Consider the following 25,436-nt stretch of genomic DNA (forward strand, 5'->3'; position numbering starts at 1 on the left):
ATGTCGACGGGAACCTTCATGACGCTCAGCTCGATGCTTCTCCCGTCCGGATGCAGCCAACGCGTTTCAAAGCTGTTCGGCAAGTCGCCGGAAGCCTCGTAAAACAGCTTTTTTGTTTTCTCCCGCTCTTCTTTTGGAATGTGCAAGCCGATCTGGGCAATATGCCGATGGATATAGTGCTTCGGCACCGGGCGAGGCGATGGGCATGCTGCAAAATTTTTCCGCGAAGCCGGCTTCGTTCTGTTTCCGCCCATCGGTAATGGTGGTCCGCCAAATAGTCTCCCCTGTATTGCTGCGACAGCCGCAAATGCCCGTCCACGGTTTCGCCAGTCAGCTCCGGCGCGCCGTCGAGCGCTGCTTCCCATTCAGACACGTCCAGCCTCGTTCCGTTCATCTCCAACAAATATCCTTCATCACAATTTACAATCTGGATCGCCAGTCCTTCTTCATTCAATATTTTTCTGATTGGGTACACGGTCGTATAGAGCTGCGTAATGCCTTTCTTCCAGTCGATGTCCGGCCAGAGCTGGTCGAGCAGCACCTGCTTTTTGACGACCGTTCCCCTGTGATGCAGCAAAAAGGCGAATACTTCCTGCCCCTTGACCGTTTTCCAGCGAATCGTCACCTGCTCTCTTCCAGCCTGCTCCATTTGCAAGGAGCGAAAACAGCGAAGGAAGCCAGTCCCAGCCTGCAGGACGCTCGCTGGCTGAGGCGGCCTGCTTTTGAAAAGCCGCTCGATCGTTTTTTACAGGCGGTCGTACTGAATCGGCTTTAACAAATAGTCCAAGGCGTTCAGCTCGAATGCCTTGATCGCGTATTCATCGTAGGCGGTGACGAAGATGATCGCGGTATCCGGATGCTCCTGCAAGATTCGTTCGGCCAATTCGATTCCGTTTCGCTCAGGCATCTGGATGTCGAGAAACACGGCCTGCGGGGGTGCTTGGACGATTTTATCCAGAGCCATCCGCGGCTCCCGGTTCTGCCCCTGAATGTTCAGACCGCCCACGCGCGCGAGCATCCGGGCCATATGGCGAAGAGCAAGCGGCTCGTCATCCACAATAATCACGTTCATAAAAATTCCCCACCTTCCCTGTCGGCAAACGAATCAGAAATGCGCTTCATCCAGCGCCCCGCTCATGCGGTATGTCGGCGAACTGCTCTTGCCTCTCTTCGGGCGCCTTGCTGGATGGTCGGGGACATCCGCTCGCTCCGGCAGCCCCTCGCAGACAGCAAACCCGCCTAGCGTTTGGGAGCGCGAAACCCGGCAGCTTGCGCCTCTTCTTCTGTTGCGAACCACATCTCGGCCTTCGTCTGCTCGTAGCTGGCGGAGCCGGGGACGTGATAAATTTTTTCGCCCTTGGCGTTGATGTTGCCTTTGATCGCTTTGCCTTCTGGCGGCGTATCGCGGTCACTGTCCGTTGGTTTGCCAGGCTTCGCGGCGGACTTGCCCGTTTCTTTGTCTGCTGATTTTTTGTCCGCTGGCTTTTTGCCCGCGTCCTTGCCGTCAGGATCTAGGCCCCACAGCCCGCGATTGGCTTCCCGCGCCTCGCGCTCCGCTGCCAGAAACACATCGGCCTTGGCGACATTCGGCGGAATCGTCATGATGCGCGCGTAGCCGTCCCGCACCAGCTTTTCATTGACGAACGTCCCGTCTTCCATATACACATAAGCGAGCAGCCGCTGATATTTGTCGTACGGCTCCACGTCAAACTTGAGCGTCACTTTTTTCCCTGTCAAAAGCTCTTTGGTGTAGTTGCTGGCTTCCTTGCCATATGGCTCGACCGGATGGTTAGGCTTGACCGTCTCCGGCGTGTCGACTCCAATCATTCTCACCTTTTCCCCGCTCGCCAGCTCAAACGTGTCGCCGTCCACCACCCGTTTGACCGTAGCGGTCATCTCCCCGTTTGCCTCGGGCTGTCCCGAAGCGGAACAGGCGGCCAAGAGAAGCGCCAGAGCGAACAAGTAAAGTACGATTCGTTTCATTGATTCTTCTCCTCTTCTTTGCTGCATTGATTCTCAGATTATTGAGATTCCCACTCCTAAAAGGGCAAGCTGACACCTTTGGTACCAGTGGGATTCTTGGGTGGTAGTCGGAAGTGCATTTCTGCTATCCGTAGTTCCCCCAAGTTCAGGGCTGTCTCATCAGCCCGTCCTAAGACAGTGCGTCTAGCATCTTAGGCTGACAGACTGTTACCATCTGCCACAGGTTGACGCATGATATTGATGGCTCCAACCCGATCACGATGCGTGTTGAATCCGCATGAACATTCGTACTTTCTGTCTCTCGCTTTGTTCTTCTCCCCACAGACAGGAAAGAGTTGAGAAGTATAGGCTGGATTCACTTCCACAACTTGTATCCCAACAAGATTTGCTTTGCAGGAGATGAATTGCTGAAGCCTACCGAAATTTGAGCGTACCATTTCCCTGACTTTTCCATGATACGCATCAACCCACATTTTCCTTTGCGTAACCGTTCCCGATCTCGGCTCGTCATCCTAGCATCAAACGCTGTTTTCTTCGTCTTTCCATCTACCACGATCGGGAAAGCAACTGTATTTTCGGATACCGTGTAGTTTTGATTGTTGACGAAATAGACAGGTTTTTTCAGAATGGGGCGAGTACCCAACTTCTTGATTTTTCGGTATACACTCTTGGCATCACGTATGGCTTGATTACAGACGGCTGATGGTAGAATGGTTTCTACATTTTTCGTCGTTGTCTTTGGAAACGTACCAAGTTGTTCAGCTTGTTCCGTTAGCTGATTGACTACACGAATATATTCCTTTCCTAAATGACGAAGAAGATCTGGTGATCAGGAGATAGGCGAACCGTAACCGTTAAAGCTTGCATGTGTTCACCCCCTTTTCTTTTGTTCTTCCACATAACGCTTTACGGTTTCGCTTGATACGTTTCCTGCTGTACTTACGAAAAAAGAGCGTGTCCACAGACTCGGCAAATGAGCAAGATGCTTGAACTCCTGCCTTATGATTCGAGAGGTCACTCCTTTCACTTTTGCCATGATGTCTGATGGAGAATCGGTGGGAAGACAGTTCAGGAGCAGATAGACATGATCTGGCATCACTTCCATGGCTACTATATGCCAGTCATTCTCTTGACATATTTTTTCAAGTAGTTCCTTGAATCGAATTTCCACCTGGTTCACTAATACTTTTCTTCGATAACGAGGGCAGAAAACAAAATGATAGTGGATGAGAGATACTGTGGTAGCTGTACGTCTATATTCTTGTCCCATAGGGTCATTGTATCAGTATAAAAAACAAACTTCAACGATGAATAACAAAAGAAAAACACTCGCACATGTGCTATGTGTTTCGTAAGTCCGCCGCTGCCTGCGCAGCTTGACGGCCTCGTCTTTTCGCTCGTTCCGCACGCGGCTTTGCGTGAAGCCCCGCCAAAAGAACAGATTCTGGCGACAGAAGTTTTTTTCGCCTAAACCGAAAAAACGACCTTCCACAAGGTCGTTTTGTCTATACGTACAGACTTAGTCACGATCGGCGCTAAACAAGAACAGCAGAACGACCACGACAATGATAATCCACAGAAACTCCTCGTTATCGCGATCAAAAAAGCTATCGAACAGACCCATAGTGGAGTCCTCCTTTCCTTCTCGCTACAGCCTATGCAGAAGGCTAGGCACGTGTCAGCGTTTGGAAGAGCCCAAAAGTAAAGGAATGTTCTTCTTATTTCAGCCTCGCGACGATCAGATGCGTGTACGTGGTGAGCTGTCGCGCCTCTGCGGCGAATCCGAGCGCCGCAAGCTCCCGGAGCAGCCGCGAGCGGTCGGCGTAAAAGCGGTCCTCGATTTGCGCAATCGCCTCGTTCTTCCCGTCTCGGGCCAATGCAGCGAGATGCGCCTGTCTGGCAGCCTCGTCCACAAACATCAAATCCGCGATCGCCAGGCGTCCCCCCGGCTTCAGCACCCGGCGGCATTCGGCGAGCGCGAGCAGCTTCTGGTCGTCATCGAGAAGGTGCAGCGCATAGCTCGTCGCCACAAAGTCAAAGCGATCCTCGAGAAACGGAAAGGCGAAAAAGGTTCCGAGCTTCGTCTCCATCCCGGGCAGCTTGCTCCGGCAGCGCTTCAACATTTGCGGCGACTGGTCGAAGCCGCTCATGCTCGCCCCCTGGCGGACGAGACGGCTCGCCAGGTTGCCCGTGCCTGTGCCTGCGTCCAGCCCGCTCTCGCCTTTCACGGGACCGAGCGCGGCGACGACTTCATCCAGCACCCGCTCGTACGCTTGATGGGCGTTCGTGCTTTGCGACTCTCGCTGCACCCACTCGTCGTAACTGTCTGCCATCTGGTTGAAATTCCAGCGATCCACCCAGTTGTCGCGCGTTTGCCGCAGCCGTTTGTTCGCTTCTGCCAGCTCGAACAGCTCGCCCGGGTCGATCGTCTGGCTGTTGCCGATGCGCTCGATCATCGCCTCCGTCGTCTGGATGACTTTGGCCATCTCCACCCATCTCGTGTACATGAAAGAGCGCTGCAGTTCCAGGTAATGCAGCAAGGTACCTTCGTGCTCCTTCATCTGCGCCAGCAGCTCGCGAATATCGTCAATCGACATTCCGACCTCGCGCAGCGTCATGATCGTTTGCAGCCGCCAAACATCTTCTTCGGTAAACTGGCGATATCCGGAATCACCTGCCTTCGCCGGCCGGATCAGCCCTTTTTCCTCATAATAGCGAATGGCTCGCGGCGTGATTTGCAGCCTGCGCGCCATGTCCTTAATCAGCATGCGTGTCTCTCCCTGTCAGCTTCTTTATCGGTATCATATACCTTACCGCTGCGTCAATGTACAGAGAAAAAACGAAAAAGCTGCCCGGCGTTGCTTCCGGCAGCTTTTCATGCGTGCTTTTGGTTCAGGCAGCCATTAGTGATGAGCAGGCTCGGAAATTTCTTGGAGCGCGTCGCTCGCCTCGTCGTGGTGCACTTGCCGGATCGCCATGTCTGCGAGGGCGACAATGCCGACGAGCTTGCCGTTTTCCACCACAGGCAGGCGGCGGATTTGGTGCTGGGCCATGATCTTCGCCGCTTCATCGACTGTCATGCCCGGCTGGCCGAGAATGATGTCCTTGGTCATGACTACTTCTGTCGCCGTGGAGCCTTCATGCTTTTCCGCAAGTCCGCGAATGACGATATCGCGGTCGGTGATGATCCCGATGACGTCGTTCTTTTCGTCGACGACAGGGATGACGCCTACGTTCCAGTCACGCATTTTGCAAGCTACTTCGTACACATTATCCTTAAGCGTCACGGTTGCGACATCTTTGGTCATAATTTCGCGCAGGGTACGGTTTTCCACTTTGGCCATTTCGTTCTCCTCCTTTTGCTAATTGAACGATTGTAGTTTGTCCTCTCCGCTATCCTTTCATTCGCGAGAAAGGGCAAGCTAAGATCGCGGCCGAAATGGAGTTATGCATTGCGCTTCTTCCAAAAACAGACTATCATTAATAAGTGAAAATCTCACCATTTGTAGGAGGAAAAAGAATGGTTATCAAGGACACTGGGCTTAGCACGAAAGAAGTCTTTTTCGCCGATCTGGAGCATTACATGAGCGAGCTTGGCTTTGATCGTGGCGCCTGGGATTACAAGCACGCTACATACGATTATAAGATCCAAGATAAAGGAAACGTCTTCTACCTGCGCATCGAAGCAAACGTGATCGAAGGCAAGCTGGAAGACACCCATGCCGTCCTGAAGCTGGAAGATCCGTACATGGGCAAACACCTTTTCCCGCACGGACTGGATTACGACTATCCGATGCCTGAATCCGTTGTCAAAACGGCGAAGCTCAAGCTGCAAATGCTTGGCGAAAAGCTTTCCTCGCACTAATTCCAAATGAAAACGCACTGCGGTACAGAGAGGTATCCCCTCTCTGTTTCACGTAGAAGGGGGTATTACCGTGAAGACTAGGGGCGTACCTGACTTCCTGCTCCTGTTTTTAACCGCCCTGATCGTCGGGTTTGGTATTACCATGGTGCTTAGTGCAAGCTCCATTTTCGCCCTGACCAGCTTCACTAGCAATGGCTGCTCTTATTGCAACGGGGACGAGCTGTATTTCGTGAAGCGGCAAATCCGCTTCCTGCTGATCGGAATCGTCGGCATGTTGGTCGCCATGAATATTCCCTTCTCCTTTTACAAGCGCAATTTCTTGCTGATTGCGTTAGGAAGCTTCATCATGCTTGTGCTCGTGCTGATTCCGGGAATCGGGGAGGATGTGAAAGGAGCGCGTTCGTGGTTCAGGATCGGATCATCCAGCCTGCAGCCCGCAGAGTTCGCCAAGCTAGGTCTGATCTTGTACCTGGCGGCGATTCTCGCGAAAAAAGGAGAGGGGGTACGCAAACTCCAGTCTGGTTTGCTTCCCCCGCTCATGGTTACCGGTTTGTTTTTCCTCCTGATTGTCGTGCAGCCCGATCTTGGGTCAGCCGCCATTCTTCTGGGCAGCGCCTTGATCGTGATGATCTGCGGCGGAGCGAGACTTCGTCACCTGATTGGCCTCGGCGGCCCGGTTGTGACCGTGGCTTTTCTCGGATACATCACGTTGAAGCCGCATGCCTTGAATCGCATTAACTCCTACATCAATCCATGGAACGATCCGAGCGGAACCGGGTACAACATCATTCAGTCGTGGATTGCCATCGCCCACGGAGGACTGTCCGGGACGGGCTTCGGGAAGAGCATCCAAAAGTATTTGTACTTGCCGGAGATGCACACCGACTTCATTTTCTCCATCATTACGGAGGAGCTTGGGTTTATCGGTTCTTCTCTGTTCCTGCTGGTCTACCTGCTGTTCCTGTTGCGCGGCATCCACATATGTCTGCGCGTCAAGGACACCTTTGCCAGCCTGGCCGGGATCGGGGTCGTCAGCATGATTGCCCTGCAAGCGATCTTAAACATCGGCGGCGTGACAGGACTGATTCCGCTCACGGGCGTACCGCTTCCTTTCATCAGCTACGGGGGCTCTTCCTTGCTCGTTTGCTTGATCTCGACAGGCTTTTTGCTGAGCGTGTCGCGCGAGGTCAGCCGCCAGAAGCTGGAGGAGCAGCTCAAGAAGCAGCCTTATTCAATGTAGCATCTCGCTTTGCCCAGAAGCAAAAAAACGGCCTGCCGATGCGCAGGTCGTTTTCATTTGCCAAGCTCGATTGTCTCTACACGCACATTGACCGCTTCCACAAACAGTCCGGTCAAGCTCTCGACGGCTTCCTTCACCTTTTCCTGCAACGTGTGGCACACGCGATGAATTTGCGCGCCATAGCGGACTGACACGCGCATGTCGACGATGACTCTGTCCTCTGTGACCGCCACGGTGATTCCTTTCGCCCCGCCATTCAGCTTTTTCGCCAAGTCCTGATACAGCCCACCCGACCGCACCGTAACGTCCAGCACTTCCTCCACGGCTACGGCAGCAATGATCGCGATTACTTGATCGGCCACTCTGATCTCGCCAAGTCTGTCAGCCATCAGGATGCCCTCCTCTTCGACCGAATGATATCTGCTCCCCCGTTTTATCTGAGTTTTCTTTCATTATAAACAACTCATGCTTGGGCTTGGAAGGGAATTTGTTTTTTTCTCTCGGATAATGTCGGCGCTGTGCAATGGATGTCAAGCAATGTCAAGCGCTCGCCCGTGAGCGCTTGCCGCAAGACAGGCTCCAAGGCCGCACCCGTGCGCACCACCTGGGAGTCCACCCCGCACGCCTTGGCCCACAGGGCAAAATCCGGGTTGTGCAGTTGCACGCCAAACGGGCGAAACCCTTCCTGCTGCATTTTCAGTTCTTCCAAACCGAGCGTCCGGTTGTTCACGACCACGACCGTGATCGCGAGTTGCTGTTCGGCTGCCGTCATCAGCTCCGCGAGATTCATTTGCAGGCCGCCGTCTCCGGTTATGCAGACCACTTGCCTGCCCGGAAAAGCGAGCTTGGCCGCAATCGCCGCTGGCAAACCGAAGCCCATCGTGCGCCACTTCCCGGAAAAGAGCGGCTGCTGTCTGCTTGCGCGAAACGCGCGATTGAACCAGATCGTATGCTCGCCGGTATCGAGCGCGACAATCGCATCGTCTGCCACCACCTCGCCCAATGTGTGCATCAAGCTTTCCGGCCTCACTGCCTCGTCAGGCGACTGCGCCTGACTGCGCTTTGCGTTTTCCGCCCAAAACCGAGCATGCCAGCTCTCTACGCTCTTCTCCCAAGCATCGCCTGGCGGACGGGTTTTTAAACGGTGGCTCCACATCGGCAGGACGTCCAGCAGATCGGCCGTGACAGGCAGAAGCTGCGAATGCGCATGCATGGATGCCGCCGCGTGATCGACCTGGATGATCGGCAACTGCTTCGGAATGAACTCCTTCGGAAACCAGCTTGCGCCCAAAATGACGAGCAAATCTGCCTTTTCCAGCGCTTGCAGGGAAGCCTCGCTGCCGCCTTCGCCCAAGCCGCCGAGCACCAGGCGATGCGACTCGTCGATGGCCCCTTTTGCCCCGAGCGACAACAAAATTCCCGCGCCCAACTGCTCCACGAACCGTAAACACAAAGCTGCCGCCGGACGCGCTCCTGTGCCAAGCAGGATGAGCGGCGCTTTCGCACGCATGATCTGTTCTGCGGCGGATTCGATCTCCACCCGGTCGCCGAGCACGCGCGGGATGCGCGGCAGTTGCGGCAGCACGACCGCTTTCGTTTTTTGCGCAAACACGTCCTTGCAAATCGCCAGATGCGCCACGCCTTTTTGCTGGGCAGCCGTCACGAAGGCGCGGTGCAAAGCTTCGCCCACGGCGTCCGGGTGACTGACGGTCGTCTGGTAGGCGCTGATCGGCCGAATCATGTCTTCCTGGGCGACAAACTGCTTGTAGCCCCCGCCCAGCTTGTGCGTCTCGACCTGTCCGGCGATAGCGATGACGGGAACGCGATCTGTATGCGCATCCGCCAGCCCGTTCAGCAGGTTGACGAAGCCCGGTCCCATCGTCGCTGCGCACACGGCCGGCTTGCCCGTCAGCTTCGCTTCGGCGCTCGCCATCATCGCCGCCGCAGACTCGTGCCGGCACGAAATGTACTGAATCTCCGACTGTTTCCCCAGCGCGTCCAGCCAGGCGAAAATGCCGTCCCCGGCCACGCCGTAGACGCGTTTTACGCCCCACTCTGCCAGTTGTTTCGTCACGTATTGCGCCACTCTCATTTGCTACTCCTCCATTCAATCTACAGCCATGAAAAAGTCAATGGTAGTGTACGCATTCTCCAGTATTTTACTAGGGCGTTGTGTAGAAAGTTGGAGAACCTAACAATTATCATCAGTTGATTAGCACATTTCCAAAGGAGGAGCAAAAATGAAGCAGCCTGTGAAATGGCTGATAGCACTGGCAGCAATAGCGCTCGTTGTCACAACCGCGATCATGATCTCTCCCATGCGCTCCGATGCGTTCAGCCAGCAAATCGTCAAAGTGGGCGCAGAAGGGAGCGACGTCCGGGAAATGCAGTATCGCCTGAAGCACCTCGGATTTTATACCGGGACGGTAGACGGGATCTTCGGCTGGCGTTCGTACTGGGCACTGCGCAACTTCCAGTACGAGTTCGGACTGCCTGTTGACGGCGTGCTCGGAGCGAAAACGAAATTGAAGCTGTACAACGCTACGAAAAACTACAAGCCGACCGCGGCAGACTTGGGCGTGTCGCCATCAACTCCGAGCGCACCTGCGGCGCCGAGCAGTCCGAAAAAAGAGACGTACCACGCCGCCAACATCTCGGCCAACGACCTGCGCCTGATGGCAAATGCGGTTTACGGGGAAGCCCGCGGTGAGCCGTACATCGGGCAGGTAGCGGTGGCAGCGGTCATTTTGAACCGGACGAAAAACCCCGCCTTCCCGAACACACCTGCCGGGGTGATCTTCGAGCCGCGCGCTTTCACCGCTGTAGCAGACGGGCAAATTTGGCTGACGCCAAACGAGCAGTCGAAAAAAGCGGTCAACGACGCCTTGAAAGGTTGGGACCCGACCGGAGGGGCAATCTACTACTTCAACCCGGATACGGCTACGTCCGGTTGGATTTGGAGCCGTCCGCAAATCAAAAAGATCGGCCGCCACATCTTCTGCCGATAAGCTTTGCAAAAAAAGAACAGGCACAACAGTCGAGCAGACTGCGTGCCTGTTTACGTTTTCCCGTCCTGTCAGGTGGAGCGCTGGGACTGCATATGCTGCGCCATCTTGACGAACCGCTCTTCCGATTCGGTCGTGCCGCATACTCCGCACTGAATCATGTAGGATTCGCCCTTGTACGGCTGATGAAACAAGTCCAGTTCCTCGCTGCCCATCTGCTGGACGACTTCTCCCGTTTGCGGGTCCAGCCGTATGTAGCGCGGGATTTGTTCGATAATGGTAAAGCGCATCCGGTTTGACTTGCACGTGGGACACAACAAAGGCTTGGTCATAGTAGCACCTCCCTGTCTTCTTTCATCGTTTAGTTTCTGCCAGAAGAGGAACTCTATACCTATCGTCCTGGTTTCCAGGAGAGCATCAATTTTTTGGTACAAAAAGGAAGACTTTGCTGGTATGATTCAATAGGTAGGTAACTAATGGATATTTGCAATTGAGGTGATCGCATGAATTTACGACTCTTTTTTTCTCTCGTCGGGGCCTCTGTGCTCTTGGCGGCTTTTGCGCACTACTTTACTGATAACGAATTTTTCCAGTTCGCGACCTCTGCCCTGGCCATCATCTTTCTCGCGGCCTGGCTCGGCAAATCGACGGAAAGCGTGGCTCATTATGCGGGAGACCGGATTGGCGGCTTTTTGAATGCCACCTTCGGCAACGCCGCCGAGCTGATTATCGCGTTTTTCCTCGTCAAGGAAGGCTTGTTCGACATGGTCAAGGCGTCGATCACCGGGGCGATCATCGGCAACATGCTTCTCGTGCTCGGGCTAAGCGTGCTCTTGGGCGGACTGAAGTACAGGGAGCAAAACTTCAACAGCCGACTGGCTGGGCACAACGCCTCGCTGATGACACTCGCGATCGTCGCCCTGTTTATTCCGGCTGTCTTCATGAGGGAGCTGCCGCCAGTCAAAATTGAGACGCTGAGCATCGTCATCGCGATTTTGCTGATCGTCGCCTACATCCTCTGGCTGATTTTCTCCATGATTACGCACAGCGACTTTTTGTCCGACATCGAGCCTCACGGAAGCGACGCTGTCTGGTCGAAAGGCGTCTCGATCCTGATGCTCGCCGTCTCGACCGTGTTTGTCGCGGTCGTCTCGGAATGGCTCGTGCACGGCGTCCAGCATGTGTCGCACTCGCTCGGCTGGTCCGAGCTGTTCGTCGGTGCGTTCGTCATCGCCATCATCGGGAACGCCGCCGAGCACAGCGCAGCGCTTTTGCTCGCGATGAAAGGGCGGATCGGCGCTGCCGTGGAAATCGCCATCGGCTCGAGCTTGCAAATTGCGCTGTTCGTCGCTCCTACGCTCGTCTTGGTCAGCCTGCTGCTCGGCAATCCGATGGACATCGTGTTCACGCCTTTTGAGCTGGCAGCGATCGGGGTTGCGACCTTCATTACGATCTCGATCACGAAGGACGGGGCGACCAACTGGTTTGAAGGGGTTCTTCTGCTCACGGTCTACATCATTCTCGGAACCGCCTTCTTCTTCGCCTGATCCCCGCTGCTTTGGGAAAAAGCAAAAAGGAGCGCCGCGGCAGTCGTTGCCGTTGCACTCCTTTTTTAGTTGGCCGGCTCGCTGCCGCTACCAGATTCCGAGCATCTGCATGAAGACGAGCACGATCGCCAGGGGCGACACATATTTCAGCAGCAACAACCAGACGACGAACAGACGCTTGGCGAGCGGCGATTGGTCGGCGCGCAGTTCTTCGATCAGCACTTCCCGCTTCATTTTCAGCGGCACAAAAATGGCAATCAGCAAAGCTCCGAGCGGCATCAAAATGTTGCTGACGAGATAATCGAATGCATCGAAGATCGACTTTCCAAACACGGTCACCTCGCTCCAGACGCCAAACGACAAAGCAGACGGCACGCCGACGACGAAAATGAGCAGGCCGACGATCCACGACAGGCACTTGCGCTTTCCTTCCCCTCCTTTGGCCAAGGAAGCGACGATGATTTCCAGCATGGAAAAAGCAGAGGTCAGCGTGGCAAACAGGAACAAGGCCAGGAAGATGAACAGGAACAGTCCGCCGAGCGCAATTTTTTCAAAGACAGACGGCAGGACGATAAACAGCAGGCCAGGACCAGCCGTTGGCTCCAAGCCGAGCGAGAAGACCGCCGGGAAGATGGCCAGTCCGGCGAACAGGGAAACGAGCAGATTCAGGCTGACAATCGAGCCTGCGGAGCGCACCAGGCTTTCGTTTTTCGCCAAATACGAGCTGTACGTAACCATGACCGATACGCCGACGCTGAGCGAGAAGAACGACTGGCCGAGCGCGTACAGGATCGCTTCTGCACTCAGTGCGGAAAAGTCGGGCCGGAGGAAGAACGCGACGCCTTCCATCGCCCCAGGCAACGTCAAGGAACGGAACATCAACACGAGAAACAGAATGAACAAGGCCGGCATCATGTATTTGTTCGCCGATTCGATCCCGCTCTGCACACCGCGGGCCACCACCCAGGCCGTAATCAGCATGAACACAAACTGGGCAGCGACTGCGCCTACCGGAGCGGAGATGACCTCTCCGAAAAGCTGCTCATACTGCGCACCGATCAACTGTCCCAACAGGCCACGCATCAGGTAAGTGAGAATCCAGCCTCCGACCACACTGTAAAACGACAACAGCAAAAAGCAGGTCACGACGCCAAGGCGGCCGATCCAGTGCCACATCGTCCCCGGTGCAATCGCCCGGTAGGCGCTGATCGCTTCTTTTTGCGTGCTGCGGCCAATCGTAAACTCGCCTAGCAACAGCGGCAGCCCGATGACGAGCGTAAAGATCAGGAACAGGCAAAAAAACGCGCCGCCCCCGCTCGTCCCTACCATATACGGAAATTTCCAGATCGCTCCCAAGCCAATGGCGGAACCTGCTGCGGCCAAAATAAAGCCGAGCCGGCTCGTCCACTGTTCTGCTTGATTTTTCATCATGATTCACTCCTCAACTATACAGATTGCTGCCACACATAAAAAAACTCGCCCCAAAAAGGGACGAGTTGTTCGTTTCTCGCGGTACCACCCTAGTTAGACATCGCCTTTGCTTATAAAGACATGTCTCTCCTCGTCATTGATAACGGGTATGACCCGGACTCTCTTACTTGCGGCGCCTTGCGTTCAGAGGTCAGCTCCAGAGGGAATTCGACGAAGGCTGTCCTGCGGCTGCTCTCAGTCTATGGCAGCGGCTTCCCTGTCAGGCAGCACATTTCGTTTACTGGTCTCTTTCGTAGCTATTTTCCTATGCAGGGAGGCAGGCGAATAAAAAAACCCGTCCAAAAAAGGGACGAGTCTGTTCGCGGTACCACCCTGATTAAGCACCAGGAACATTCGCGCTCCCGGCACTTCACTTGCTCATCGTTAACGGAAATGACCCGTTTCCTCCTAGTTGGCTCTGCCGTTCAGAGGGCTGCTCCGGAGGGAATTCCACGGTTCGCGCTTCAAAGCTGCTTGCAGTCTGGGGCAGCTTCTCCCTGTCAAGCGGTGTCTTCCGTGTACTGGTCTCCGTCATCGCATTTTCGCTTATATCAAATACTTGTGTATAAATTTAATATATACAACACAAATAGGCAAGACCTTTTTCAAAAAAACGAAAAGCGAGGATAATCGCCGCTCTCCTCGCCTTACTTTTGATTGAACAGTTCATGGAGAGTCGCCAGTTTGCGTTCCAATGAACCCATGATTTCACGACCAATTTCTTCCGCAATCAGTCCAAGGCGAACTGCATACTCTACTTCCCGAGAAAGCCCGAACATTTGGGTATCAAGCACTTCTTCATACAGTGGGCACTGCGGCATGGTCAGGTTTTCCATCTGTACGTCGATGAGCTTGTAAATCTTGTCTGCGTCTGCTTTGAGCAGTGCTAGCGCTTTCTGTTCCAGATCAGGAACTTTAATTTCTGTCAAAACCTATCCCTCCGTTTGCCTCCATCCTTATCATACATAGTACGCGATTCTGGGCCATTTGAAAAGGGGAGAAGCTGGATCAACTGCAAGAAGCTAAAAGATAGCAAGATTCCATTCCTTTGCGAGAAGCTCAAGCAGCTTGACTCCGGCGACCGAATTTCCTTTTTCGTCCAGGGCAGGACCGAAGACCCCGATCCCCATCCGCTGCGGGACCGCAGCCATGATCCCTCCGGCTACGCCGCTTTTCGCAGGAATCCCGACGTCAATGGCAAACTCTCCGGAAGCGTTGTACATGCCACAGGTCACCATAAAAGTTTTACAGATGCGGGCGACCTCTTGCGGGATCACTCTCTCGCCCGTCTCGGGAATCACGCCGTCGGCGGCAAGCACCATGCCCAATCTCGCTACCTCTTTGGCTGTGACCTCAATCGCGCAATGCCGGAAGTACAAATCAAGCGTCTCTTCCACGTCTGTCGCAAGAACCCCGCTGTCTTTCAAAAACCAGGCGAGCGCCCGGTTGCGGGCAGCCGTTCGCTTTTCCGAGCAGTAAACCGCTTCATTGATGGACAGCGCGGGATTTCCTGTCATTTTGCGCAGCAGGCTAAGCACTGCGTCCAGGCGCTGCTCCACTCCATTGCCCTGAATCATCCCCGCGACGGCAATCGCCCCGGCGTTAATCATCGGGTTCAGAGGCTTGTGCGGCTTGATCGTCTCCAGCTTGATAATCGAATTGAACGGGTCCCCTGTCGGCTCCTTGCCTACCCGCTCAAACACATGCTTCTGTCCGTTTTGGCACAACGCGACGATCAGCGAGCATATTTTGGAGATGCTTTGCAATGTAAACGGAACATCTGCATCTCCCGCCGACAAAATCGTCCCGTCGGGCAGGCAAACAGCGGCCCCGAGCATGCGCGAATCTACTTTTGCCAGCTCGGGAATATACGCCGCCACCTTGCCTTGTCCTGTATAATCGCTGGCCGCTTTCACTGCTTCGGCCAGTTGAATCGACGCTCGCTCGATCTCCATCTGCTATCCCCTCTATCCATATTCACGATGTATATGAATAGATTGTAGATTTGAATACGGTGGCTGTCAAATTGTGGGACGCATCGCCACTCTTTTTGCCACCCGCCCTACTCCGTAATGGCCCGCTTCAAACGCTCCATCGCTTCTTCGACGACAGCGCGCGGGCAGGCAAAATTGATCCGCTGGAAGCCTTCCCCTTCCTGTCCGAACACGACGCCGTCCTGAAACCCGAGCTTTGCTTTTTCGCGAAGCAGGCGATTCAGCTCCGGCTGTTTCAGGCCCAGACGGCGAAAATCCATCCAGCCCAAATAGGTTGCTTGCGGCACAGGCATACAGACGCCCGGTACATGCTCAGACAAATAGCGCTGGATGTACGTCGCGTTTTGCTGCAAGTACATAAGCAGTTCGTTGAGCCATGGCTCCCCGTGCCGATAGGCCGCGATGGTGGCTTCCATGCCGAACAGGTTCATGTTTTCGTAGCCCATCCGGGAAGCGGTCGCGGTAAAATCGCGCAGCAGTTGCCTGTTTTCCGTCAGCAGATAAGACGTGAACAGCCCTGCCAGATTGAACGTCTTCGAAGCCGCCAAAAACGTCACGCTCTGTCTGGCCAGCTCCGGGGGAAGCGAATAGTACGGGGTGTGGCTGCCTTGCTCGTAGACGAGGTCGGCGTGGATTTCGTCAGCCACGACGATTACGCCATGCTCTAGGCACAAGGCTCCGAGCCGCTCCAGCTCCTGCCTGGTCCATACTCTGCCGACAGGATTGTGCGGGCTGCACAAAAGCATCAGCTTCACTGCGGGGTCGCTCAGCTTTTTGGTCAGGTCGTCCCAGTCCATCTCATAATGGCCGTCTTGCTCGCGCAACGAGCTGCGCACGACTTGCCGTCCCCGGTTTTCAACCGCATGGAAAAACGGATGGTACACCGGCGTCTGAATCAGGACGCGCTCCCCTGGTGATGTATATGCCTCAATCGCGACATGGATGCCAGGAACTACACCTGGAATGCCCGCCATCCAGCTCGTTTCCACCTCGACTCCAAACCGTTTGCGAATCCACTCCTGCAAGCTCGCAAAAAAAGCGGCGCTCTTCAGCGAATAGCCGTAGATCGGGTGCGCCGCCCGCTGCACAATCGCTTCCGTCACTTCCGGCGGGCAGGCAAAATCCATGTCGGCCACCCACATCGGCAGCATGCCCTCTCCGTTCACCTTCGGATTGTCAATGTCCCATTTTACGCTGTCCGTTCCTCTGCGCTCGATTCTCGTCTCAAAGTCGTACATGGTTTTCCCTCCCGCGATTTCCAAAGCTTCCGGCAGCCTGTCCGCCCTGTTCCCGCTCGCTCCTGTTGTCCGTCTCCAGGCCAAGCCAAGCTTTCCTCTCTATCGTTCAGCATAACCGCTTCGTCGGCAATTGTCCAAGGCTGCGCCTGCTTTTTGACGCACAAAAAGCCGCGACGAAGTCAGCGGCTCTTTGGCACCGTTTGTTAACGCGGATAGACACCTGGCCCGACTGGCAAGCCTGCGTAATACCAGATCGCCATCTGAATGAGCCAGATGACCAAAAAGACGATCGCATACGGCATCATGGTGGAGAAAATCGTCCCCATCCCCGCGTTCTTGTTGTACTTCTGGTAAAAAGCGAGGATGAGCGGCAAATAAGGGTTCACCGGAGAGATCGTGTTCGTGGCCGAATCGGCAATCCGGTAGGCCACCTGAATGAACGCCGGGTGGTAGTCAAGCAGCATCAGCATCGGCATGAACACGGGAGCCAGGATCGCCCACAGCGCGGAGCCGCTCGTGATGAACAGGCTGCAAATGCCTGTAAACAGGCTGAAGGCAATCACAACAGGCAGCCCGGTCAGCCCGACGCTTTTCATGAACTCTGCGCCGTTTACCGCCATCAGGATGCCGATGTTGCTCCAGTTGAAAAAGGCAATGAACTGAGCGGCTGTGAACGCGAGCACGATGAAGCCGGACATGTCCTTGATCGCCTCTGACATGTAGTGCGGCATGTCCTTCGACGTCTTCATTAGCCCCATGGCTCGTCCGTACACATACGAGACGGTGACGAAGAACAGCAAAATGATCGGAATGATTCCTTTTAAAAACGGCGAGGTCAGAAAATCGCCTGTCTTCGGATCGCGCAACAGCGCTCCTTCCGGTACCACGAGCAGGGCGAGAATGACGACAAAGACGAGCGCGGCGATCCCCGCGTGACGCAGCGCCTTGTTTTCCTGCAAAGTCAGCTCGTCGAACTGGACGTTCCGATCCCCCTGGTATGTGCCGAGGCGCGGCTCGATGATTTTGTCGGTAATCCAGCCTCCGGCAAAGGCGAGGAAAAAGACGGACGCCGACATGAAAAACCAGTTGTCCACCGGAGTGACGACGGCATTCGGATCAATCGTCCGCGCTACCTCTGTACTGATCCCCGACAGGAGAGCATCGGTTCCCGCGATAAACAGGTTCGCGGTAAAGCCCGAGGATACACCCGCCATCCCGGCGGCAAATCCTGCGATCGGATGGCGCCCCATCGCCAGAAAAACAAGCCCGCCAAGCGGCGGAATGATGACCATCGCCGCATCAGACGCGAGATTGCCGAGAACGCCCACGAATACGACCGCGTAGCTGACAATCGCCTTTGGCACACGGGCCATCATTTTTCGCAACACGGAGGTCAACAGCCCGACTTTTTCCGCAAGGCCGATCCCGAGCGTCATCGCCAGCACCAGTCCGAGAGCCGGAAACTCGATGAAGTTTTTCAGCATGCTCGTCAAAATCCAGTGAATGCCTTCGACGCTGAGCAGGCTTTTGACCGCGACTGCCTCTCCTTTTCCGGGATGCACGACGGACAAGTTCATCGCGGACAAAATCGCCGAGATGACCATGAGTGCCAAACAGAGGATGACAAAGAGCATGAACGGATGCGGCAGCTTGTTGCCGACGGTTTCGATCCATTTGAGAATGCCTCTTTGCTGCTCCAGTTGCGGTTTCAGATTTGTTGCCCCATTTGCCATAGTATGCCCCCTCATGATGTCCAAGTTTTTTGACCTGAACGTGTTAGCGCGTCCAGTCAGGCGTCCGTTCAAAACCGCGGCTCGTTCCTTCCCCTGCCGTCCTGCGCCAAATATCTTACTTATAAGAATATTTTAATATAATTATATAAATTCAAAAATGTGTGTCAATAATTTTCAGACTGATTTATGAAATTTTCGTTATTTTCATTGTTTGCCCTTTCGCGAACAGGTATAGTAAAATGCTAGATGATGTTGAAAGATTACGGAGGTATGCTTCATGTCTGATGTTATCGTGTTCAAAGGGGCTGTCACGTACCCGATCACTTTGGACCCGACTGTCTGGGTTTTCGACGAGCGCAAGTTTGATTTGAACACGTATGCGGGCGAAGAAGACCCGTCCTTGTCCAAACAGATGCAATATTTGCAAGGAACAGGAACGCAGTGGGACAAGGAGCTGAAGGAAGGCGCGCAACTGCCGTCCGAGCGCAAAAGCCTGGCAGAGGAGCGCAAAGTGCTGGACGGCGACTACGGGATTCGGCTGGATCCGTTTATTACGAATGCGGCACCGCTGCCAGAGGCGACACACGTCCGGCTGCATCGCGAGAACGCGGACCCGGTCGTCCTCCCTATTTCCGAAGCGAGACGGGCCATCCTGCAGTTTTCCAAAGCCGGCAAGCCGATCAAGGAAGACGGACCTGTCTACTTTTACTTGCCGGAAACTTTGCTGAAAAAAGAAGCGCCGATTACGGGAATCACGGCGTTGGAGTTTTTCACGGCCTGATCTATGGATTTGGGCAGCATGGAAAGCAGTCAAACAAACGAACGACAGAAAAAGCCATCCTCTAACTGAGCGGCCCCTTCCCATTGTCAGGAGAATCTGACAATCCGGAGCTGTTCGTCGCCAAGGATGGCTTTTGTCGTTGGTTCTTATGTGTGTTGCTCTTAGGCGCTGGCCTGTGTGATGCGAATGTTGCGTGTCTGCAGCTCTGCGCGAAGCAATTCAATAAAAGCGGAATCTAGCTGAAGGTCGACAGCACGATGATATACTTCTATCAGCATCTGGTCACTCAAGTATTTCACCCTTGCTCACCTCCATCCTCTCGTATGCGTTCATTGTACCAGATGATAGAGTATCGAACAACCGTTCTGATATCCACAAACGATGTGGAAATGCTGTGAGTAACTTGTGGGCAATCTGTGTGTAACAACAGAAAACGCCGCTATACGTATGTGGATATTTATTCCACTTTTATCCACAGACAATCGAAATTTGTCGAACGATTGCGACTGCTCTTTCCTTTTTCCCTTTCAAACAAAGAAACAGCCCTCCTGAATCGGAAGGCTGTTTGTGTTTGTTACGCGTTTGCTGTTTCGGAAACGTGCAGTACTTGCTTGATGCGCTCGATCGCCCAGTCGAGGTCTTCCTTGCTAATTACGAGCGGCGGTGCAAAGCGGATGGTCGTTTCGTGCGTTTCCTTGCACAGAAGACCCAGCTCTTTCAGCTTCTCGCAGTAAGGACGGGCAGCAGTCGTCAGCTCCAGGCCGATGAACAGGCCGCGGCCGCGAATTTCCTTGATGATCGGGTTGTTGATTTCCTTCAGTTTTTCCATGAAGTACTCTCCCATCTCCAGGGAACGTTGGACAAGACCTTCGTCAGCGAGAACGTCCATCGCCGCTACGGCTACAGCGCAGCCGAGCGGGTTTCCACCGAAGGTAGAGCCGTGGGAGCCTGGTTCGAACACGCTGAGAATTTCTTTGTCCGCTGCAACGGCAGAGATCGGGAATACCCCGCCGCCAAGCGCTTTCCCCATAATGTACATGTCTGGCTTGACGTCTTCCCAGTCGCTTGCGAACAGTTTGCCTGTACGTCCGAAGCCGGTCTGGATTTCGTCGCAGACGAGCAGGACGTTGTTTGCTTTACATACTTCTTGCGCTTGTTTCAGGAAGCCCTCTTGCGGAATGATGATCCCCGCTTCGCCCTGGATCGGCTCGAGCATGAACGCGGCTGTATTTGGCGTGATCGCTTGCTTCAGCGCCTCGATGTCGCCGTAAGGGATGATTTTGAAGCCAGGCGTGAACGGTCCGAAGCCGCGTCTGTACTCTTCTGCGGAAGAGAAGGACGTGATGGTCACGGTGCGGCCGTGGAAGTTGCCTTCACAGACGATGATTTCCGCCTGGTTTTCCGGTACTTTTTTCACGTCGTAAGCCCAGCGGCGAACAGCTTTGAGAGCGGTTTCCACTGCTTCCGCGCCTGTGTTCATCGGCAAGATCATCTCTTTGCCTGTCAGTGCGGACAGCTTCTCGTAAAATTCGCCCAACTGATCGTTGTAAAAAGCGCGGGAGGTCAGCGTTACTTTGTCTGCCTGATCTTTCAGCGCCTGGATGATGCGCGGATGGCGGTGTCCCTGGTTCAGAGCGGAGTACGCGCTCAGCATATCCAAATATTTATTGCCTTCCGGGTCTTCTACCCATACGCCTTCTGCCTTGGAGATGACGATCGGTAGTGGATGGTAGTTGTGTGCGCCGTATTTTTCGGTTTGTTCAATGACAACTTTTGTTTTCGTCATGCTGATAGCCTCCTTCGATTTCACTTGCTAATCTTATCCAAGCAAGAATGATGCCAATTTAAAAAACAAAGGAAATGACGGGGAACGGGCCGTTTTTAGCAAAAAAATTTTGCAGGTCCTTCCCGTATTATTTTGCAGGTGCATAATCATTTTGCACGCAGTCGTTTGTATGATATGATACTGTCACGAAGAAAGGCTGGTGAACCATTGTGTCGTCTTCAAGGCAAGAAAACTCCCTCGAAACGCTACTTCGCATCTACGAGCATATCCTAGACAGAATGAATGAGGGCGTCCACGTGATTGACGCCACCGGAACGACGATCGTGTACAACCAGAAAATGACCGAGCTGGAGTCGATGGCACGCCAGGACGTCCTGCACAAGCCTCTGTCAGAGGTGTTCCAGTTCCACAGCGGACAGGAGAGCACGCTGCTCACCTGCTTGCGGACAGGAAATAGCATACGCAATACGCGGCAAACGTATTTCAACGACAAGCAAAAAGAAATTACGACCATCAACAATACATACCCGATCATCGAAAACGGGCAAATCATCGGCGCGATGGAGATCGCCAACGATGTGACAAAGATGGAGCGGCTCATCCGCGAAAACTTGCTTGCGAAAAACGGCTCCCGCTACACGTTTGACCAGATTATCGGAAAAAGCGGAGCGATTCTCGACGTGATCGAAAACGCCAAGCGGGCAGCGCGCACCTCCTCCTCCGTGCTCGTCGTCGGCGAAACCGGAGCAGGCAAAGAACTGTTCGTGCAAAGCATCCACAATGCCAGCCTGCGCTCATCCGGCCCGCTCATCTCGCAAAACTGCGCGGCGCTTCCCGACAGCCTGATTGAAGGCTTGCTGTTTGGCACGGCCCGCGGCGCTTTTACCGGAGCAGTGGAAAGACCGGGCTTGTTCGAGCAGGCAGAAGGCGGCACGTTGTTTCTTGATGAAATCAACTCGCTTAGTATGCCTCTCCAAGCCAAATTGTTGCGCGCCCTGCAGGAGAAGTCGATCAGGCGCATCGGCGACACGAAGGATCGGGCGATTGACGTGCGCATCATCGCCGCTATCAACGAAGACCCGGTAGAGGCGATCGCCAATTCTCATTTGCGAAAAGACTTGTACTACCGCCTTGGCGTCGTCACCCTGTTCCTGCCTCCGCTGCGCGAGCGCAAGGAAGACATCCCGATGCTCGTTTCGCATTTTATTGAAAAGTACAATGAGCTGTTTCAAATGGAAGTGACAGGTGTCGCGAGCGACGTCCTGCAATTTTTTCAGGAGCACGACTGGCCCGGCAACGTCCGGGAACTGCAGCATCTCATCGAAGGGGCGATGAACTTGATGGTGGACGAGACGACGATCCGCTACGAGCACTTGCCGCTGCACTTTTTGCGCCGCTCCCCTGCCAGCGCGACCGCAAGCGAGCAAGCGTCTCCCCGCTCTCTTCCGTTTATTGAGGAAGGCAAATCGCTGAAGGAAACGATGCAGGAGTTTGAAACCGCCTATATTCATCACGTCGTAGACCGCTACAACGGCAACATCTCGCGCGCGGCCAAGGAACTGCACATCAGTCGGCAAAGCTTGCAGTACCGCCTGCGCAAATTGGGAATCAGAGGATAAGCGGCTTGCTTCTTCATTTTACGACGCCAAAATTTTTGGCGTTTTTTTATTTTTTTTGCACAGAAACGCCCATTTTCTTTGCACTTTCGTCCATAAACTACCTGACAAAGATGATTTGCTTGCGCTGATACTTTTGGTATCATTCTTGCAAAACATATAGCACGCCTGAAAACGCATTCATCAAATCAATATTTCTCGCGTGAAGGAGAGGGTTTTATGACACCAAGCAGCAACGAACAGCACAATGAACTAAAACGCAGTATGAGCAGTAGGCACCTCTTCATGATTTCTCTTGGAGGCGTGATCGGGACCGGACTGTTTCTCGGTTCTGGCTATACGTTAAGCCAGGCTGGACCCGTTGGCACGATCCTTTCTTTTCTGGTCGGCGGCTTTATCATGTATTTGACCATGCTCTGCCTTGGCGAGCTGACTGTAGCGATGCCGGTAGCTGGTTCGTTCCAAACGTACATGACCCGGTTCGTCAGTCCGTCCCTTGGCTTCGGCGTAGGCTGGCTGTACTGGCTCGGCTGGGCCGTAACCGTTGCCCTCGAGCTTTTGTCTTCCGGTCTGTTGATGCAGCGCTGGTTCCCTGACTCTCCGGTCTGGATGTGGTGCGCCATCTTCGGTGTCCTTCTGTTCCTGTTGAATGCGCTTTCTGCCCGTGCGTTCGGTGAGTCCGAATTCTGGTTTTCCAGCATTAAAGTAAGCGCTATCATCCTGTTTATCATCTTGGGTGGAGCGGCTATGTTCGGCTTGATTGACATGAAAAATGGACAACCTGCTCCGATGTTCTCCAACTTCACCAGCAGTCCGCTGCTTCCGTTTGGCATTACCGGCCTGTTGATGACGATGATTACGGTGAACTTCTCCTTCCAAGGTACCGAACTGATCGGTATCGCGGCCGGCGAGAGCAAGGAACCGGAGAAAACGATTCCGAAGTCCATTCGCGCTACCGTGTGGCGCACGCTCGTCTTCTTCATTTTGGCGATTGCCATCGTGGCCGGGATGATTCCGTACCAACAGGCTGGCGTGATCGAAAGCCCGTTTGTCGTCGTGTTTGACAGCATCGGTATCCCTTATGCAGCAGACATCATGAACTTCGTCGTCCTGACTGCGCTGTTGTCTGTAGCCAACTCCGGCTTGTACGCCGCTACGCGGATGCTCTACTCCTTGTCCAATGAGCGAATGGCTTCCCGCAAGCTTGCGATCGTCAACCGCAAAGGCATTCCGATGAATGCGTTGATTATTACTTTTTCCATCTCTCTGCTCTCGCTTCTGTCCGGCTTTTTTGCAGAAGATACCGTGTTCATGGTGCTTCTGTCCATCGCTGGCCTGGGTGCTCAGGTAGGCTGGATCTCGATTTCCGCGTCCCAGCTCGCTTTTCGTCGCCACTACCTGAAAAATGGCGGCAAGCTGGAAGACCTGAAGTTCCGTACGCCGCTGTACCCTGTACTTCCATTGGTTTCGCTGATTTTGAACCTGAGCGTCCTCGTCAGCCTGGCCTTTGATCCGGAGCAGCGCATCGCTCTCTACTGTGGCATTCCGTTCATGCTCATTGCGATTCTGATCTACCAGCTTCGCTTCAAAAACAAGCTGGAGCCGCAGCCAGACACTGAACTGGGCTCCTATCGCAAAGCGAACAATCTGTAAGCAAATATAAAAGAAAAGCTTGCACTCCTGTTCAAAGGAGGCAAGCTTTTCGCTTTATGGTCATGATTTTTTGGCCATGCTACAGGGAGATTCGCACAATTTCCGTTATGACTACCATGGCAAAGACGGCAAATCCAAGGGAACTCGTCACCAGCAACATCCGTTTCAGCTTTTTCATATCTTCCATATCAGATTCCCTCACTTTCCTAACGCCCATCGTTTTCGTTTCTATCGTTATATACGCACCACCCATGGAAAATGTTTCAATGGGCGCCCAATAACATTTCGTGTTTTCTCGTCAAAAAGCTTACGGTTGCGCGATTTTTGTCAAATCGTTGCCGAGCTTGAACGTGTCTTGCTCCATCAAATGGAGCATCCAGGCAACCAACAAGCCTACGGCGAGACAGATCGTCCACGGAAGCCACGCCGCCTGCAGCTTCAGCCCGACATCGTACACCCAGCCGCCTGCGACCTGGCCGAGCGAGCCGCCGATGGCAATCGAGTATCCGTTGAAGCCGTAATAGGCTCCTACCAAATCTTTTGGCGCAAAACGCGGAACGACATCTACCAGATTCGGCACGGCGATCATCGTGCCCAGCGCGAACAGGAAGACGTCGATGAGCAGCATCCACAGCGAATCGGCAAAGGTAAACAGGAACAGCCCCACGCCCATGACCAGCGTGCCGATGCCGATCAAGGTCAGCCGATGCGGATATCCTTCCAGCCATTGCGTCACCTTCATCTGGAAAAGAATGACGAACAGCGACATCGCCGACAGGACAATCCCGACAGAAGTTTTGCTGTGTGTCACATGCTCCACGAGCAGCGGTATGGTCAAAAATACTTGCATATTCAAGTAATAATAGCCCATCAGGATGAACGTGAAGCGGACAAAACGCTTGTCCCGGATCACCGTGAACATGCTCTCCCAAATACTGTGCCGTGTATTGGTGGCACTGATCGGGGACAGAAAAAAGAAGGAGACAAGCGCGTTCACGCCAAAAATCGCTCCGGCAAACAGCGACAAGTACGTAAAATCAACGGCCGAGAGTGCGGTGCCGACGATTTGCGAGCCGACTACCGCAATATTGCCGAGTACATTGCGAAAGGCAAACACTTCTTTGCGAATGGAATCCGGCGTCAAAATCGCAAACGCAGCCGAGCCAGCCGGGTCAAACAGCGCCCCGCCGAGGCCAGACAAAATCGCTGCGATAAAAAAATGCCACGTCTCTGTACAGAATGCGAACATCGCAAACCCGACAGCCCGCACGGCCATGCCGAGAACCATCGCACCTTTGTAGCCAAAGGCGTCGGCCATCACTCCGCCCAAAAACGCAAAGCCTTGCTGGGAAAACTGCCGCACGCTGAGCACGAGTCCCGCCATCGCCAGCGTCCATCCAATACTGCCCGTCAAGTACAAGGTCAGATACGGAATCAGGGCATAAAAACCAAGGTTCATCATAAAGGATGTCGTCAAGAGCAGCTTGACAGAAAACGGTGTTTCTTTCCACATTTCCCTCTTCAT

General features: G+C 54.0%; 25 protein-coding genes and 2 other annotated features. Of the genes, 8 read left to right on the forward strand and 17 right to left on the reverse strand.

Annotation, left to right across the window (positions count from 1 at the left end; translation table 11 throughout):
• Positions 1 to 205: 205 nt before the first annotated feature.
• Positions 206 to 775 carry a hypothetical protein gene (locus AC3WJN_RS16585; RefSeq protein WP_327953536.1) on the forward strand — a complete coding sequence of 190 codons (570 nt, stop codon included), beginning with the start codon at positions 206 to 208 and terminating at the stop codon, positions 773 to 775.
• Here the strand turns inward: AC3WJN_RS16585 and AC3WJN_RS16590 are convergent.
• From AC3WJN_RS16590 to AC3WJN_RS16615, 6 genes are all read right to left on the reverse strand, one after another.
• Complete coding sequence (locus AC3WJN_RS16590; RefSeq protein ID WP_007785227.1) at positions 746 to 1,072, reverse strand: LytR/AlgR family response regulator transcription factor; 327 nt, start codon at positions 1,070 to 1,072, stop codon at positions 746 to 748. The genes AC3WJN_RS16585 and AC3WJN_RS16590 overlap by 30 nt on opposite strands.
• A 167-nt stretch (positions 1,073 to 1,239) precedes the next feature.
• The gene (locus AC3WJN_RS16595) at positions 1,240 to 1,983 is read right to left on the reverse strand and encodes a thermonuclease family protein (protein WP_005827149.1); all 744 of its coding nucleotides are present in this window, start codon (positions 1,981 to 1,983) and stop codon (positions 1,240 to 1,242) included.
• A 191-nt stretch (positions 1,984 to 2,174) separates the two neighbouring features.
• Complete coding sequence (locus AC3WJN_RS16600; protein ID WP_338136633.1) at positions 2,175 to 2,456, reverse strand: zinc ribbon domain-containing protein; 282 nt, start codon at positions 2,454 to 2,456, stop codon at positions 2,175 to 2,177.
• A gap of 398 nt (positions 2,457 to 2,854) precedes the next feature.
• On the reverse strand, positions 2,855 to 3,253 hold the full coding sequence (tnpA, locus tag AC3WJN_RS16605; RefSeq protein ID WP_025843694.1) for an IS200/IS605 family transposase: 399 nt from the start codon (positions 3,251 to 3,253) through the stop codon (positions 2,855 to 2,857).
• A gap of 448 nt (positions 3,254 to 3,701) precedes the next feature.
• Positions 3,702 to 4,751 (reverse strand): MerR family transcriptional regulator, encoded by a 1,050-nt coding sequence (locus tag AC3WJN_RS16610; protein ID WP_007785224.1) that lies wholly within the window; start codon positions 4,749 to 4,751, stop codon positions 3,702 to 3,704.
• 135 nt (positions 4,752 to 4,886) lie between these two features.
• Positions 4,887 to 5,327 (reverse strand): CBS domain-containing protein, encoded by a 441-nt coding sequence (locus AC3WJN_RS16615; protein WP_005827142.1) that lies wholly within the window; start codon positions 5,325 to 5,327, stop codon positions 4,887 to 4,889.
• Between the two features lie 176 nt (positions 5,328 to 5,503).
• Between AC3WJN_RS16615 and AC3WJN_RS16620 the strand changes: the two genes are divergently transcribed.
• Together AC3WJN_RS16620 and ftsW are read left to right on the forward strand one after the other, a co-directional pair.
• Positions 5,504 to 5,848 (forward strand): YugN family protein, encoded by a 345-nt coding sequence (locus tag AC3WJN_RS16620; RefSeq protein WP_005827140.1) that lies wholly within the window; start codon positions 5,504 to 5,506, stop codon positions 5,846 to 5,848.
• 70 nt (positions 5,849 to 5,918) lie between these two features.
• Positions 5,919 to 7,088 (forward strand): putative lipid II flippase FtsW, encoded by a 1,170-nt coding sequence (gene ftsW / locus AC3WJN_RS16625; protein WP_007785222.1) that lies wholly within the window; start codon positions 5,919 to 5,921, stop codon positions 7,086 to 7,088.
• 53 nt (positions 7,089 to 7,141) lie between these two features.
• Here ftsW and AC3WJN_RS16630 read toward each other — a convergent pair whose 3' ends face one another.
• Entirely contained in the window at positions 7,142 to 7,477 is a 336-nt protein-coding gene (locus AC3WJN_RS16630; RefSeq protein WP_005827135.1) for an Asp23/Gls24 family envelope stress response protein, read from the reverse strand.
• Positions 7,478 to 7,551: 74 nt separating this feature from the next.
• The gene (locus tag AC3WJN_RS16635) at positions 7,552 to 9,180 is read right to left on the reverse strand and encodes a thiamine pyrophosphate-binding protein (protein WP_007785220.1); all 1,629 of its coding nucleotides are present in this window, start codon (positions 9,178 to 9,180) and stop codon (positions 7,552 to 7,554) included.
• 148 nt (positions 9,181 to 9,328) lie between these two features.
• On the opposite strand from AC3WJN_RS16635, the gene sleB reads away from it, so the two are divergent.
• Positions 9,329 to 10,096 carry a spore cortex-lytic enzyme gene (sleB, locus tag AC3WJN_RS16640; protein ID WP_007785218.1) on the forward strand — a complete coding sequence of 256 codons (768 nt, stop codon included), beginning with the start codon at positions 9,329 to 9,331 and terminating at the stop codon, positions 10,094 to 10,096.
• A gap of 68 nt (positions 10,097 to 10,164) precedes the next feature.
• On the opposite strand, the gene AC3WJN_RS16645 is transcribed toward sleB, so the two are convergent.
• Entirely contained in the window at positions 10,165 to 10,425 is a 261-nt protein-coding gene (locus AC3WJN_RS16645; protein ID WP_005827129.1) for a hypothetical protein, read from the reverse strand.
• Between the two features lie 171 nt (positions 10,426 to 10,596).
• Here AC3WJN_RS16645 and cax point away from each other — a divergent pair, with 171 nt between their 5' ends.
• Complete coding sequence (gene cax / locus AC3WJN_RS16650; RefSeq protein WP_005827127.1) at positions 10,597 to 11,640, forward strand: calcium/proton exchanger; 1,044 nt, start codon at positions 10,597 to 10,599, stop codon at positions 11,638 to 11,640.
• Positions 11,641 to 11,727: 87 nt separating this feature from the next.
• Here cax and AC3WJN_RS16655 read toward each other — a convergent pair whose 3' ends face one another.
• The 5 genes from AC3WJN_RS16655 to AC3WJN_RS16675 all read right to left on the reverse strand — a co-directional run bounded on the left by AC3WJN_RS16655 (position 11,728) and on the right by AC3WJN_RS16675 (position 18,075).
• Positions 11,728 to 13,068 (reverse strand): sodium-dependent transporter, encoded by a 1,341-nt coding sequence (locus AC3WJN_RS16655; protein ID WP_035317422.1) that lies wholly within the window; start codon positions 13,066 to 13,068, stop codon positions 11,728 to 11,730.
• 56 nt (positions 13,069 to 13,124) lie between these two features.
• Positions 13,125 to 13,374, reverse strand: a binding site (T-box leader).
• 39 nt (positions 13,375 to 13,413) lie between these two features.
• Positions 13,414 to 13,654: a binding site (T-box leader), on the reverse strand.
• Between the two features lie 103 nt (positions 13,655 to 13,757).
• Positions 13,758 to 14,039, reverse strand: coding sequence for an Fpa/YlaN family protein (locus tag AC3WJN_RS16660; RefSeq protein ID WP_005827123.1), 282 nt, complete (start codon positions 14,037 to 14,039; stop codon positions 13,758 to 13,760).
• 93 nt (positions 14,040 to 14,132) lie between these two features.
• Positions 14,133 to 15,065, reverse strand: coding sequence for a glutaminase A (gene glsA / locus AC3WJN_RS16665; protein WP_005827121.1), 933 nt, complete (start codon positions 15,063 to 15,065; stop codon positions 14,133 to 14,135).
• 107 nt (positions 15,066 to 15,172) lie between these two features.
• Complete coding sequence (locus AC3WJN_RS16670; RefSeq protein WP_007785210.1) at positions 15,173 to 16,342, reverse strand: MalY/PatB family protein; 1,170 nt, start codon at positions 16,340 to 16,342, stop codon at positions 15,173 to 15,175.
• A gap of 203 nt (positions 16,343 to 16,545) precedes the next feature.
• Entirely contained in the window at positions 16,546 to 18,075 is a 1,530-nt protein-coding gene (locus AC3WJN_RS16675) for an AbgT family transporter (protein WP_005827117.1), read from the reverse strand.
• Positions 18,076 to 18,352: 277 nt separating this feature from the next.
• On the opposite strand from AC3WJN_RS16675, the gene AC3WJN_RS16680 reads away from it, so the two are divergent.
• Positions 18,353 to 18,856, forward strand: a complete 504-nt coding sequence (locus tag AC3WJN_RS16680; RefSeq protein ID WP_005827115.1) for a hypothetical protein — start codon at positions 18,353 to 18,355, stop codon at positions 18,854 to 18,856.
• A 161-nt stretch (positions 18,857 to 19,017) separates the two neighbouring features.
• Here AC3WJN_RS16680 and AC3WJN_RS16685 read toward each other — a convergent pair whose 3' ends face one another.
• Positions 19,018 to 19,155 (reverse strand): sporulation histidine kinase inhibitor Sda, encoded by a 138-nt coding sequence (locus tag AC3WJN_RS16685; RefSeq protein WP_005827113.1) that lies wholly within the window; start codon positions 19,153 to 19,155, stop codon positions 19,018 to 19,020.
• Positions 19,156 to 19,430: 275 nt separating this feature from the next.
• The gene (locus AC3WJN_RS16690) at positions 19,431 to 20,642 is read right to left on the reverse strand and encodes an ornithine--oxo-acid transaminase (RefSeq protein ID WP_007785208.1); all 1,212 of its coding nucleotides are present in this window, start codon (positions 20,640 to 20,642) and stop codon (positions 19,431 to 19,433) included.
• A 278-nt stretch (positions 20,643 to 20,920) separates the two neighbouring features.
• Between AC3WJN_RS16690 and AC3WJN_RS16695 the strand changes: the two genes are divergently transcribed.
• Both AC3WJN_RS16695 and AC3WJN_RS16700 read left to right on the forward strand, forming a co-directional pair.
• Positions 20,921 to 22,261, forward strand: coding sequence for a sigma-54 interaction domain-containing protein (locus AC3WJN_RS16695; protein ID WP_237716668.1), 1,341 nt, complete (start codon positions 20,921 to 20,923; stop codon positions 22,259 to 22,261).
• A 216-nt stretch (positions 22,262 to 22,477) separates the two neighbouring features.
• Positions 22,478 to 23,911 carry an amino acid permease gene (locus AC3WJN_RS16700; RefSeq protein ID WP_007785204.1) on the forward strand — a complete coding sequence of 478 codons (1,434 nt, stop codon included), beginning with the start codon at positions 22,478 to 22,480 and terminating at the stop codon, positions 23,909 to 23,911.
• 307 nt (positions 23,912 to 24,218) lie between these two features.
• Here the strand turns inward: AC3WJN_RS16700 and AC3WJN_RS16705 are convergent, their stop codons facing one another.
• Entirely contained in the window at positions 24,219 to 25,436 is a 1,218-nt protein-coding gene (locus AC3WJN_RS16705; RefSeq protein WP_007785202.1) for an MDR family MFS transporter, read from the reverse strand.

It is taken from the genome of Brevibacillus sp. FW306-2-1A-C05A, from assembly GCF_058781555.1.

What these genes read in the sequence shown, in the direction of transcription:
- AC3WJN_RS16585 (WP_327953536.1), top strand. Translation starts at nt 206, where the DNA reads ATGCTGCAAAATTTTTCCGCGAAGCCGGCTTCGTTCTGTTTCCGCCCA.
- AC3WJN_RS16590 (WP_007785227.1), bottom strand. Translation starts at nt 1,072, where the DNA reads ATGAACGTGATTATTGTGGATGACGAGCCGCTTGCTCTTCGCCATATG.
- AC3WJN_RS16595 (WP_005827149.1), bottom strand. Translation starts at nt 1,983, where the DNA reads ATGAAACGAATCGTACTTTACTTGTTCGCTCTGGCGCTTCTCTTGGCC.
- AC3WJN_RS16600 (WP_338136633.1), bottom strand. Translation starts at nt 2,456, where the DNA reads ATGTGGGTTGATGCGTATCATGGAAAAGTCAGGGAAATGGTACGCTCA.
- tnpA (WP_025843694.1), bottom strand. Translation starts at nt 3,253, where the DNA reads ATGGGACAAGAATATAGACGTACAGCTACCACAGTATCTCTCATCCAC.
- AC3WJN_RS16610 (WP_007785224.1), bottom strand. Translation starts at nt 4,751, where the DNA reads ATGCTGATTAAGGACATGGCGCGCAGGCTGCAAATCACGCCGCGAGCC.
- AC3WJN_RS16615 (WP_005827142.1), bottom strand. Translation starts at nt 5,327, where the DNA reads ATGGCCAAAGTGGAAAACCGTACCCTGCGCGAAATTATGACCAAAGAT.
- AC3WJN_RS16620 (WP_005827140.1), top strand. Translation starts at nt 5,504, where the DNA reads ATGGTTATCAAGGACACTGGGCTTAGCACGAAAGAAGTCTTTTTCGCC.
- AC3WJN_RS16630 (WP_005827135.1), bottom strand. Translation starts at nt 7,477, where the DNA reads ATGGCTGACAGACTTGGCGAGATCAGAGTGGCCGATCAAGTAATCGCG.
- AC3WJN_RS16635 (WP_007785220.1), bottom strand. Translation starts at nt 9,180, where the DNA reads ATGAGAGTGGCGCAATACGTGACGAAACAACTGGCAGAGTGGGGCGTA.
- sleB (WP_007785218.1), top strand. Translation starts at nt 9,329, where the DNA reads ATGAAGCAGCCTGTGAAATGGCTGATAGCACTGGCAGCAATAGCGCTC.
- AC3WJN_RS16645 (WP_005827129.1), bottom strand. Translation starts at nt 10,425, where the DNA reads ATGACCAAGCCTTTGTTGTGTCCCACGTGCAAGTCAAACCGGATGCGC.
- cax (WP_005827127.1), top strand. Translation starts at nt 10,597, where the DNA reads ATGAATTTACGACTCTTTTTTTCTCTCGTCGGGGCCTCTGTGCTCTTG.
- AC3WJN_RS16655 (WP_035317422.1), bottom strand. Translation starts at nt 13,068, where the DNA reads ATGAAAAATCAAGCAGAACAGTGGACGAGCCGGCTCGGCTTTATTTTG.
- glsA (WP_005827121.1), bottom strand. Translation starts at nt 15,065, where the DNA reads ATGGAGATCGAGCGAGCGTCGATTCAACTGGCCGAAGCAGTGAAAGCG.
- AC3WJN_RS16670 (WP_007785210.1), bottom strand. Translation starts at nt 16,342, where the DNA reads ATGTACGACTTTGAGACGAGAATCGAGCGCAGAGGAACGGACAGCGTA.
- AC3WJN_RS16675 (WP_005827117.1), bottom strand. Translation starts at nt 18,075, where the DNA reads ATGGCAAATGGGGCAACAAATCTGAAACCGCAACTGGAGCAGCAAAGA.
- AC3WJN_RS16680 (WP_005827115.1), top strand. Translation starts at nt 18,353, where the DNA reads ATGTCTGATGTTATCGTGTTCAAAGGGGCTGTCACGTACCCGATCACT.
- AC3WJN_RS16690 (WP_007785208.1), bottom strand. Translation starts at nt 20,642, where the DNA reads ATGACGAAAACAAAAGTTGTCATTGAACAAACCGAAAAATACGGCGCA.
- AC3WJN_RS16695 (WP_237716668.1), top strand. Translation starts at nt 20,921, where the DNA reads ATGAATGAGGGCGTCCACGTGATTGACGCCACCGGAACGACGATCGTG.
- AC3WJN_RS16700 (WP_007785204.1), top strand. Translation starts at nt 22,478, where the DNA reads ATGACACCAAGCAGCAACGAACAGCACAATGAACTAAAACGCAGTATG.
- AC3WJN_RS16705 (WP_007785202.1), bottom strand. Translation starts at nt 25,436, where the DNA reads ATGAAGAGGGAAATGTGGAAAGAAACACCGTTTTCTGTCAAGCTGCTC.